At 74.2% G+C, this 11,475-nt stretch carries 3 protein-coding genes; all 3 read right to left on the bottom strand.

Annotated features, from left to right (window positions below):
- The coding region (locus D7V93_RS45215) for a right-handed parallel beta-helix repeat-containing protein (RefSeq protein ID WP_158623862.1) at nucleotides 1-5,889 on the bottom strand (5,889 nt) is incomplete at its 3' end.
- A complete protein-coding gene (locus D7V93_RS26470; protein WP_120646044.1) occupies nucleotides 5,886-9,527 on the bottom strand; it encodes a phage tail protein in 3,642 nt (1,213 codons plus the stop codon). The genes D7V93_RS45215 and D7V93_RS26470, both read right to left, overlap by 4 nt.
- On the bottom strand, nucleotides 9,524-11,475 hold a 1,952-nt coding region (locus tag D7V93_RS45210; RefSeq protein WP_158623861.1), incomplete at its 5' end, for a baseplate J/gp47 family protein. The genes D7V93_RS45210 and D7V93_RS26470, both read right to left, overlap by 4 nt.

The raw sequence follows: 11,475 nt of genomic DNA, 5'->3' as shown, positions 1-11,475 counted from the left end.
CCCCTCCACCCGGTTGCCCTCCACGTCGAGGAGCGCCCCCGGCTGCGTCGGGGCCTCCGTCAGGAGGTGCCCCGCGGCGCCAAGGACGCTGATGCCGGTGACGGCGTCCCGCACGATGTTGCCCGCGAGCCGCACCCGCCCCTGCACGCCCGACGCGAAGAGGCCGTCCGCGGGCTGCGGGAAGGTGTTGAAGACGGGGTCCACCTGATCGCCAGGGTCTGGGGCCTCGCCGCGCGCAAGTTGCTCCAGCGCCTTGCCGAGCACGTCGAGGATGCCGCCCAGGTCGCTCATCCCCGTGACGATGGCGACGAGCGACGCGGAGACCTTCTGGGCGCGCTGGCGCAGGAACTCCTGGAGCCGCGCGATGCGCGATGCATCGTCCTCCGCCGGATCCAGACCCTGCTCCACGGCGCGCAGCAGCACCGCGGCGGCTTCCAGCTCCGGCGGCACCGCGCCGCCCTTGTTGACGGCCTCGGCCCCCAGCGTCGCCGGCTCCTGCACCAGCAGGTGCACGGCCTCGCGCACGGCGGCCGCGGGGTTTCCGCTGGTGACCGTCTGGAGGGCCCCCTGCACGCGCTGGAGCAGCAGGTCGCGGGTCTTGCCCTGCACGCCCACCAAGTCCAACACGCGCGAGAGGTGCGGGAGGTAGTGCGACAGCGACTCGGTGAGCACCGGGCCCGGCGTCATGCCCCGCACGGCCAGCACCAGCGCGCCCAGCGCGGCGAGCCGGCGGTCGAGCGGATCCGCCCACACCGGGCCCGGGGACGGGGGCAGGGCCGCCGCAGGCAGCACGTCCAGCGTCTGCACACGGATGCGGTCCAACAGGCCCCGCGCGATGGACAGCTGCTCCGCGCGCTTCTGCGGCTGGGCGATGGCGGCGAGCACCGCCTGGTGCGCCTGGGAGGAGAGCGCGGACAGCCCCGCGTCCCCGCTCACCAGCTCCGACAACTGCCCCACGGCGGTGCCGAAGCCGCGCAGCTGCTTCTCCACCGTGTCCTCGGACTCGGCGACGAGTCCCGCCGCCTGCCGGTCCAGGTTCGCGGTGTACAGGCCGATGGTGGCGGTGCGACCCTGGGCCGCCACGCGCTCCGAGTCCTCCGCGGTGAGCGCCACCGGAGCCACCTGCCCGTTCGTGAACTCCAGGACCTGCTTGAGGGTGGCGCGCAGGCGCTCCACCGGCAGGGCCTGACCGCCGGTGCGCTCCACGTCGCGGTAGTCCGCTTCCACCTGCAGGGCCAGCGACGGGCTCACGTCCTTGAGCTGATCCGCCAGGGCCTCCTTGGACTGCCGCAGTTGCAGGAGCACGTCCGCGTTGGCGCTCGCCTTCGCGCCGCGGGTCCGGAGGGGAAGCTGCTCCAGCGCGGCGTTGGCGAAGGTGCTGATGATGGTCTTCCGGGGGCCCACCGCCTGCCCGATGACGGGCTGCTTCGCCCGCTGGGCCTCGGCCTCGCGGAGCTGGGCCACCTGGCTCAGCGCCGCGGACAGCGCCACCAGCCGGCCCAATTCGCCCGGCGCGCCCTGCACCTCGCCCAGGGCCCTGAGGAGCGCTTCCTTCACGGTACCGGGCAGCCCCTGCACCAGCACCTCGAAGGAGCCCTTGATGCGGTCCGCCGCCTTCGCCACCGCTTCCTTGCCGGAAACGGTCGCCAAGTCGAAGCGCACCACGGTGTCCCAGGCGTCCTGCGACACGGCGTCCGGCGCGGTGAAGCTGGACGCGCGGGCCAGGGACGAGCGCACCGCGTGCGCCGTCTTCGTGTGGTCGTCGTAGCCCTGGGCCGCGCGCATCTCCGCCACCTCGCGGATCAGCGCGTCGGTGAGCGTTCCGGGGGCGCCGCCCAGGTCCTTCACCTCCTGCGCGATGGTGTCCAGCGGCCCGTACAGGCCCCGGCCCAGCTTCTGGCGCACGTCCTCGGTGGCCCCCGTGTATTGCAACACGGTGGCGTACATGCCCACGACGGCCGCGTGCACGTCACCGCGCTCCAGCCGCGTGAGGGTCGGCGCGACGCCCAGCTTCTGGAGCACGACGGCGATGGGCGGCAGCTTGATGGGCGGCGTGCCCGGTGGGAGCTCCGTGCGCTTCACCGGCGCGTGGACGCCCTCCACCTCGTTGCCCTCCACGGTGATGCCAGAGCCGGACACCACGGCGATGCCCGCCGCGCGCACCTCCGCGTCCGCGAGCCCTGGCGCGCCGTACGCGCCCGTGCGCCCCACCTGGAGCAGCCGGTTGCCGTTCACGTGCGCTTCGTCGACGCCCGCCAGCACCACCGCGCCCCGCAGGGTCAACCGCTCCAGCCACCGCAGCGCGGCGTCCAGCGGCGCGCGCACGCGGGGCGTGACGTTGGCGAGCAGCGCCTCCACCAGCGGCCGGGGCCGGGCCAGCGCGTCCGCGCTCAGCCGGGTCTCCAGGCCGGGATCCAACCTCGACAGGGCCAGGGTGTTGTCCGTCTGCGACGGCACGTCCGCGAGCGCCACCTGTTCGAAGCGGTTCTCCTCCACGCGGATGCGCCCCACCGCGCCGCCACAGCCCCACGCGCGCACCGCCGCGTCGCCCAGCCCCCGCACGACGTTGCCCCGGATGCGCACGTCGAACACCGGCTGCGGTCCGCCCAGCAGGATGCCGAAGCCCGGGGTGGCCTCGCCCGCGCCCTCGATGCGGTTGTCCACCACCTCCACGTCCGCGGCGGGGCGGCCGTTGGAATGGCCGTCGTCCAGGCCGTCACCCACGACGATGCCGGCCACCACGCCCAGCACGGAGGCGGCGGGCACGGCCGGCAGCTCGATCCACGAGTCGCGCACGCGCAGGCCCCGGCCGGAGAGCTGGATGCCCACCTGGAAGAGGCCGTTCGACACCGCGTTGCGGATCTCGTTGCCCACGACGTCCACGCCGTCACCGGCGATCTGGATGCCCACCGCCGCGGAGCCCAGCACCTGGTTGTCCGCCACCAGCACGCGGTCCACCGGGCCCGTCAGGCCGCCTTCCGCCAGGTCCTGCACGAGGATGCCCACGTGGAAGCCCTGGATGCGGTTGCCGCGCACCTCCACGCCGGACAGCGTGCCGTCCGCGACGTGGATGCCGGTGGTCGCCTCGCCCAGGGGCTGGAGCCGGTTGCCGGTGATGGACAGCGTGTCCACGAAGAGGCCCGCGCGCGGGAACGACGCGAGGAAGCGCTCGGCGAGGTACGGCGCATAGGGCGCCACGGCGATGCCCGTCGCCGCGCCAATGCGGTTGTCCTGGATGGTCAGCCGCGCGCAGGAGCCCGTCACCAGCACGCCGGTGGCCTCGGAGCCGGCCTGGTTCGCCTGGATGTGGCAGCGCAGCAGCGTGACGCCGCTGGAGTCCGCGAGCGTCACCACGCCGTGCGGCAGCGTGTTCAGCGCGTCCAGCAGCGGCTTCGCTTCCGGCAGGTCCTCCAGCGGCTGACCCGGGTGCAGCCGCTGCAGCTTGCGCAGCTCCACCAGCGTCGCCACCACCGAGCCCGCGGCGCGGCCCTGGCCGGGCACCAGCGCCTTGATGCGCTCGGCGACGACGTCCACGAAGTCGGCCTCGGCGGACGGGTGCTTCACGTCGTCCGTCTCCAGCACCCGGTCGTCGTCCACCTCCAGCAGCGGCACGAAGCGGACGCCGCCGCTCGTGGACACCTGGAGGGTGGGGACCTTGACGACCAGCTGGGGTCCGTCGCCAATCACCACGTCCTCGAAGGGGGCCTCCACCAGCCGGAAGTCCTCGATGCGCACGTCGCCCAGCAGGCCGCAGCGGTCCACGAAGAACGCGCCGCCGGAGCCCTGGGTGCGCAGCTCCGTGGCGTCTCCGTCGCCCAGCAGGTGCAGGGAGGAGAGGTTGCGCAGCAGCACCGGGTGCTCCAGCTTGTAGCGGCCGGCGCGCACGAAGATGGAGCCGCCCTGCCCGCTCAGCCGGTCCACCGCCGCCTGGAGCGCTTCGTCGCCGGTGATGCCTTCGAGCATGTCCTGGTCGATGTCGCCGAAGCTGCGCACGCCATCGCCCACCACCACCGTGAAGGAGCCGGGGCCCGTCACCCGCTCGGACAGCTCGACGAGCCGGTCGCGCACCTGCGAGAGCGGGAGGTAGCGCGGACGCAGGTCCTCGAACGTGCGGGTTGCCCCGCCCTTCACGCGGGCCAGGGGCACGAAGTGGTGCACCGGGCCGTGCACGGGCGCGTCGGTGAGCTGCTCCACCTCTCCCCGCGCGGCCCCGTCCGCCGCGCGCACGCGGGCGGTGAAGGACCAGTAGTCGCCCGCGCGGAAGTCGGCGCCCGCGAAGGCCAGGGTGATGCCGTCCGGGAAGCGGTAGCGCAGGCCGGTGACGAGCAGGTCGCCGCCGTCCCACCTGCGCACCGCCGCGCCCTGGGCCGGACTGAAGGCCCGCCCCAGCGTGCCTCCCACCTGGAGCGGCACCGGATCCGTGGTGAGCACCGCGCTCGCGTCCGCGAGCTCCAGCTTGCCCGTGTCCGCCTGCACGCCGCGCAGCCGCCGCAGCACCGGCAGCGACGGGCCCTCCGGCTGGAGGCGCGTGACGCGGTCCTCGATGACGATGAGGTCGCCAGCCCGCAGCTTCGCGGCGCTCGCGGGGGACACCTGGAGCGTCATCGCGTCCGCGGCGGCCGGCGCCGTGAGCGGCAGCACCGTGGAGCCGTTGTCGCGTGACCACAGCACCACGGGCCGCGTGCCACCCCGGAACACCTCCACACGCACGTGGAGGTTGTCGGTGCCCACGTAGCCCTCGCCCGTGGAGGCGTTCTCCGTGGACAGGCAGCGGTCGCGGCACGGATCCAACGGCTCCGGCGGGTTGCGGTCCGGCAGCGCGCCCTGCGGGATGTTCGTGGTGAGGCGCCCCCCGCCCGTGGGCCGGGGCAGGACCTCCGCGTCGGTGGCGGTCAGGCCCTGGAGCGCGCGCACCTGGGAGACGAGCCGCAGGCGCACGGTGGTGTCCTGGCCGTCCAGCGCCGGCTCTTCGAGGAACGCGTCGTCGTAGCGGGTGGTGGTCAGCTCCCAGCAGTCGAGGAAGAAGAAGTGGTGCCGCGTGCCGTCCGTGGGCAGCGCGGCCAGCGGGGGGGCCTCCGGGAAGTCCGGCTGCGCGGCGTAGCGCAGGTCGCGCTCCAGGAAGACGCGCACGCCGTCGAGCAGGATGCGGCCCGCGCCCGGCAGCGTCCCGTCGCCGCCCCGGATGACGACGTCGGAGCCCAGGCCCGCGTCCTCCACGCGCAGGGCGGACACCCAGGTGCGCGCCACTGGCGGCAGGCCCAGCACGCCCCAGGCCTTCACCTTCTTCGCGTCCACGCCCGCGAGCGCGGACACGGGGAAGCGCACGTCGTGCCAGCCGGACGGGCGCTGGCCCAGGCCCGCGGAGAGGATGGCCTCGTGGCCCTCCGTGTCCGCCACCACGACGCGGATGTCCACGATCTCATCGTCGGTGGGAGGCCGCTCGAAGCGCAGGGCCATGACGAGCGCGGAGGCGCTGAAGGTGGTGCCGTCCGAGCGCTCCACGGCGGTGAGGTCCAACGTCCTGGACAGCGTGCGGCGCAGCGCCACGTGGCCCCGGCTGCGCACCACGAAGGGCAGCGTCTCCGCGTCGTAGCGATCCAGGCGCAGCTCGCGCGTGATGACGCGCTCGTCGTCCGCGGGCAGCCCCTGTCCCGCCCAGCCGAGGACGTTGGCGATGGGGTCGACGAGGTAGCTGTCGCCGATGCGGAAGCCATCGTCGGGCGAGCCGTCGGCGACGTCGGCGGAGCGGCGGCGCGCGTCGATGGTGCGCAGCCGCACCTCCTCGTTGTGGTCAGCGTCGAGGCTCATGCGCCCCATCTGCTGATAGACGCCGGAGAATCGCCGGGCTTCGTCGAAGCGGGACCTGGAGGTGTACGCTTTCACGGTCATGATCGGCTCATCCGGGTGAGGTCTTCTTGGGTGCGGTCGGCGTGGAACGGCGTCACGCCAATGGGCATGCTGTCGTCGGTGCGCGCGAACAGCTCGCGCTCGTGGTCAGAGCGTTCGTCGTGCGCGCCGGGGACGCCGCCGCGCTCGGAGGCGTGGAGCGCGTCGGGGCCGTTGTCGTCACCCAGCACGAGGTAGCCGGGGTCCGTCTGGCGGTTCGAGTGGAACGACACGGTGTGCACCCGTGATTGGTGCGACACCGGAGGCTGGCCGCCACGAGCGAGCAGGCTGTAGCGGACCCAGCCCAGGTCCGGACGGTCCGTGCGCACCTCGCCCGCGAAGGCGCAGGAGGACGCCTCCAGCACGCCCGCCTCGGTGGCGCCCAGCACCGTGCAGTGCCGCAGCCGGAGGCGAGCCCCGGCGGCGCGGATGGCGGGGGCGTCCCGGTCTCCCGCGTCGAAGGTGCAGCCGGCGGCGATGAGGTGCACCCAGGGCGGCAGCTCGATGGCGCCCACCATGCAGCCGTAGAGGCGCAGCTCCACGTCGGCCTGCGGCAGCGAGCGGCGCGCGCTGATGTCCTGGTGCCCACCGCCCGGCATCCACAGGCCCACCTGCCCGGGCACGCCCAGGTTGCACCAGCGCAGGTCCGCCTGGCCTCGTGCGAGCACCAGGTCCAACCGGCCCGCGAGCCACAACCCCGCGAGCCACACGCGCGTGTCGGTGCCACCGCCAAAGCCCGGGTAGAACGCCAGCGAGACGCCGTTCTCGTCCGCGCCGATGCACGGCGCGGCGCCGGTGTCCGCGGCGAAGAGGGACAGGCCGCGATCCAACCCCTGTGACAGGCGCTCCGGTGGCAGGCGCGGCGAACCGATGAGGCCCAGCACCGGAGGCGTGCCGGAGCCCAGCCCCGCCGCCACGGTGGCGACGATGGGCCGCTCCACGTCACCAACGCCGAGCACTTCGCCCGCGCGCTCCGGGGAGATCCACGCGGTGACGGGGAGGCCCGTGCCGGAGCGATCCCCGGGACGGTCCGGAGGTTCGATGAACGGCAGGTCCGGCTCCGCCCAGGCGGCGGGCGGACGGCGATCCGGGGTGAGCAGGCCCGCGCCCAGCGAGGAGCCCCGGCCCACGCGCGCGGAGACGGTGACGTGGCCCACGGGCGCGTCGTCCTGGAGCACGACGCGGCCCAGGCGCGGATCCACCGCCACGATGCCCGCGGCGTTGCTCGGGGCGAGCGTGGTCCATGGGCCCAGGCTCCGCTGGCGCAGCTTGAATGCCTGGCGCCGCAGCCGACCGGGCACCGAGTACCGGCGAGCACCTCCGGAGCGTGAGGCGTCCCGGGCGTGGTACGCGCCTCCGGGCCGTGCATCGAGCGGGAGCGGCTGGCCCTCGCGCGGCTCGATGAAGACGACGCCGTCGTTGGCGACGTTGAAGCGCAGCAGCTCATCCGGCAGCAGCGCCAGCTCCGGCAGGAAGGCGAGGTGTCCGCGCCCTCCGATTGAGAAGACGACCTCCGATGCGGGCAGCGGCGTGGGGTCCACGAAGAGGAGGCGCCCGTCAGCGTAGAGCGCCTCGCCAGGGATGGGCGGGTTCGTGCCGTCCGGCTCCAGGGGGCCCGACACCCAGGCGCTCTCGCCCTGCTTCAGCGTGAGCTTCCGGGGCCGCGTCGTGTCCGCCCAGACGAGGGCATCCAATCCCGTGGCGGTCTCCGTCGCCACCAACATGCCTGGCAGGGACGGCGCGATGGGCAGCGGGGCCAGGGGTCGCCACGCAGGGCTCGCGGACGCGGGGTCGCAGCTCATGACGGGCACGGCCAGCTCGCCCGTTACGGCCTCGCCGCCCAGGAGGACCAGTCCCTGCGGAGTGCTGAGCAGCGTGGCGGCCTTGCGCTCCTGGCGGTTGCGCACCGCATGCGGTCGCCATGGGCCACCCGCGACGGGAAGCGACCAGAGGTCTCCGGTGGGTGCACCGCCCAGGTCCCCGCCGAAGACGAAGAGCCGACCGCCGCGCACGCACACGCTCGGGGCCAGGCGTGAGGAGGGCTGGCGCGGGCTCGCGGTGTCCAGCCTCGTCGCTGTCGGCGTGGCTCCGTCCAGCCCCGTCACCGACCACACGCCCAGCTTCCCCGCACCGTCCGGGGCCACCAGCAGCAGCGCGTCCCCAAGGACCGCCAGCGACACGCCCGGGCCATCCGGAGGCAGGTCGCCGCCCAGCTCCGCCACCTGCCACGGTCCACCGTCGGCGCTCGCATCGAAGCGGGCCAGGCGCAGGCTCCCGTCCGCGAGGTGTTGTTCGACGCGCGCCACCCACGGGGTGCCCGCCAGCTCCACGCGGACCGCGTTGCCGCGGGGCAGCCCCAACCTGATGCCTGGGGTGAGCTTGCGCCAGGTGCCGTCCGCGTCGCGCAGGCGCGGCTCACCTTGCAGGCGTTCGACGAGCAGCGCCGCCGTGGTGCCGCCCAGGAGCTGGTTCGCCTCCGGCGTGACGGTGACGGTGTTGAGCACGCCCGGTTCGATCACGGTGGACAGCAGCGGCGTGTCCGAGGTGTCGAGCGCGGCGAGCAGCGTGAGTCGCCACGAATCACCCGGCGATGGCCGGCCCCGGTCCGCGAACCGGAGCGTGGGTGCCAGGCCCACGGGCGCGGTGGGCAGTGGGCCGCGCAGGAGGGGCAGCGCCTCCGGGCCCACCAGGGGGATGCCATCCACGGAGACGGTGATGGCGTCCGCCCGCTCCGCCGCGTCCGCGTCTTCCGCCAATGCGGTGGGCGTCAGCAGCATCGCGGCCGTGCGCCCCGTCACGAGCGAGAGGGGCTCGGGTTCGTGGCGCGCGGTGAGCCCGCCGGTGAGGTCCGCCCGCTCCAAGGGCTGGAGCCACACGAGCGGCGCGTCCCGGTCCAGCGGATCCACGCGGAAGCCCCGGTAGCCGTTGGGCAGGACGTGCACGGCGGCGGGAGTCACCTCCTCCAGCTCCACCGGCGTGAGGCGCGCGGTGCGGATGAGCGCCACGTCCGGACGCGCCCATCCCAGCAGGTCCAACGTGCGCGGCGACGCGGCGTTCCGGCCCGCGTCCGCGCGCCCCAGTCGGCGCAGGGCCTGGTCCAGCGTCTCGCCCGGCGCCACGCCCAGCAACGGGCCGCGCTCGGGGACGCCATCGCGCGGACGCTCGACTCCGGCGGAGCGGCGGCTGAGCGGATCCGAGAGGCCGATGGGATCCCACACGACCGCCGTGCGCCCGCGCCAGGGCAACAGGTCGTTGAGGTCCTGGGTCTCCAGGAGCGAGCGGAAGGACTCGTCCACCTCCGCGTCCCAGAGGCTGGTGACGGAGAGCTGCTCCTCCAGCGACGCGAGCGTGCCCTTGCGACGGCGCCACGCCACCGCTCGCGCCACCACGCCGCGTTGCACGCGGGGGTTGTCGGTGAGCAGCCGCGCGCCCAGCAGCTCCGCCAGCAGCGGCAGCGCCTGCGGCCCGGCCCGCTCGACGAAGTGATCATCCCAGAGCTGTTCGACCGCCAGGGAGAACGCGTCCAGCTCCGTGCCCAGCACCGCGAGCAGCTTGAGGAACGGATGGTCCGCGAGGACGGAGTCCCGCGCCGTGTACAGGCCGGGAAGGAGCTGGAGCAGCCGCTGCGAGGGACGGCTCATAGGTCCTGCGCCTCCTCGTAGAACAGCGCGACGCCATCGCTGTCACCGGACGGCGGCGCCCACCCGAGCAGCTCACCGTGCGCGGTGGCGATGCGCTCGGCGAGCGACGGTCGCGTGCCCGCGCGATGCAGCGCCTGGACCACCGCCGAGCGCAGCCCACGGATGCCCGAGAGCGCCCCGTACAGGTCCGACAACTGGAGGTCCGCGCCCAGCTCCACGCGGTCTGGATCCAACAGCCCGGGCTCGCGCTCCGGGTCCCGGTCCACGCCCAGCCGCAGGCGCGTCTCCTGGAGCACCGCCACCGGATCCGCGCCCTTCACCACGCGCAGCAGCAGCCGCGACCGCACCTCCACGCGCTGACGGTTGACCAGCCGCAGCTCCACGCCCGGGGCCACCCGCGCCGCCAGGTGCGCGTACAGGGCCTCCAGGTCCGCCCGGCCCAGCTCCGCGCCCTCCGGTCCCGCCACCACCACCGTCAGCGAACGCTTGCGCACGCCGTCGCGGAACACGTTGGCCCGGTGCACGCCGTCGTAGACCAGCGTCAGCGCCCGCACGTCGGACAGCGACACCGCGCGGTCCATCGCACCCACCGTGGCGGGCCCCCTCACGCGCGCCAGCGTCGGCGCCTCCGGGTCCATCCCCCCGGACAGCGACAGCGGGTTGAAGGTCGTCTCCACGCAGGGGTGCGGGCTCGCCATCGCCATCAACCGCAGCGCCGCCCGGTTGCCGCCCTGGCCCCGGCCCATGCGGTAGCGGACGCGCAGCTCCACGCCCAGCGGCAGCGCCGAACCGTGGTCCTCGCCTCCCACCCGCAGGCGCGCGGTCCCTCCCGGCAATGACTCCACCGCGAAGGCCAGCTCGTCCGGCGCGGCCTCCAGGAGGGAGTCCACCGGACGCCACGCGCGCCCACCCACCGTCAGGGACACCTCCGGCCTGCGGCCTCCAGCATGACTCGCGTCGCGCAGCCATGTCACCGGACCGTGGAGCAGGGGCACCGTGCGCAGGTCCGGCGAGGGCACGGCGACCTCCTCCACCGTGGCGCCCTCGCTGACCAGCGCGTTGTTGCCCAGCAGCACCACCCGGTCCAACGCATACGCGCGCGACAGCGGCGGTTGGAACGTCACCTGCGTCATCGGCGTGCGCTGGCCTGTCGGCGTCTCCATGCGAACGCGCAGCACCCGCAGCGCCTCGCGGAAGAGCCGCTCCGAGCCCTTCACTCCGCCGGGGCCCAGGCGCTCCACGTCCTCGGCCACCACGAGCCAGTCGCCTGGCCGCACCGGTGGCTCCTGGGACGTGAGCCCCGACGCGTCCGTCAAGGGCAGCAGGTAGAACGTGTCCGTGCCAGAGCCCGCCACGCCCTGCGGCCGCGCCACGCCCGCCTCCGCGCCGAAGGCGATATCCGCCCGGTTCAGCGCCTCGCTGCCCTTCAGGATGACGAGCTGATCCCGCGCCTCCTGGATGAGGCCATTCACGAACGCATCCAGGAACGTCACCATGCGATCCAGCCGCAGCGCGTGCGCGGCCGGGTCCTCCTCCGCGCACGGCGCCAGCGCCTCCTCCAGCGCCGCCAGCGCCTCCGCCTGCCGCTTCTGGAGGTTGCGGAGCTGCCGCGCGACGATCTCCTGGGACTCGGACAGCGCGCCCACCGGACGACCGGGCGGGGGCACCGCCTGGGCCACCACCGTCTGCGCTTCACACAACTGGTCGCAGAGGGCCTGGAGGGTGCTCTTGCACGCGGCGTCTCCATCCAGGTCCAGCGTCTTCACGAGCGACGCCAGCTTGCGCGCGTCCTGCTTCGCGCGGGCCACCCGCCGCTCCTCCAGCGGTCCATGGCGCTGCACCTCGATGCGGTCCTGGAGTCCCGCGAGCACCGAGCCGGGCCCGAAGATGCCGCCCGTGGGAGCAGGCGCCCCGGGCTCACCCGCTTCGCCCGAAGGTCCTCCTGCCC

This window comes from Corallococcus llansteffanensis (assembly GCF_003612055.1).
In the GTDB taxonomy this organism is placed as follows: domain Bacteria; phylum Myxococcota; class Myxococcia; order Myxococcales; family Myxococcaceae; genus Corallococcus; species Corallococcus llansteffanensis.
The sequence above is the reverse complement of the archived record's forward strand: the minus strand, read 5'-3'. Positions and strand labels throughout refer to the sequence as shown.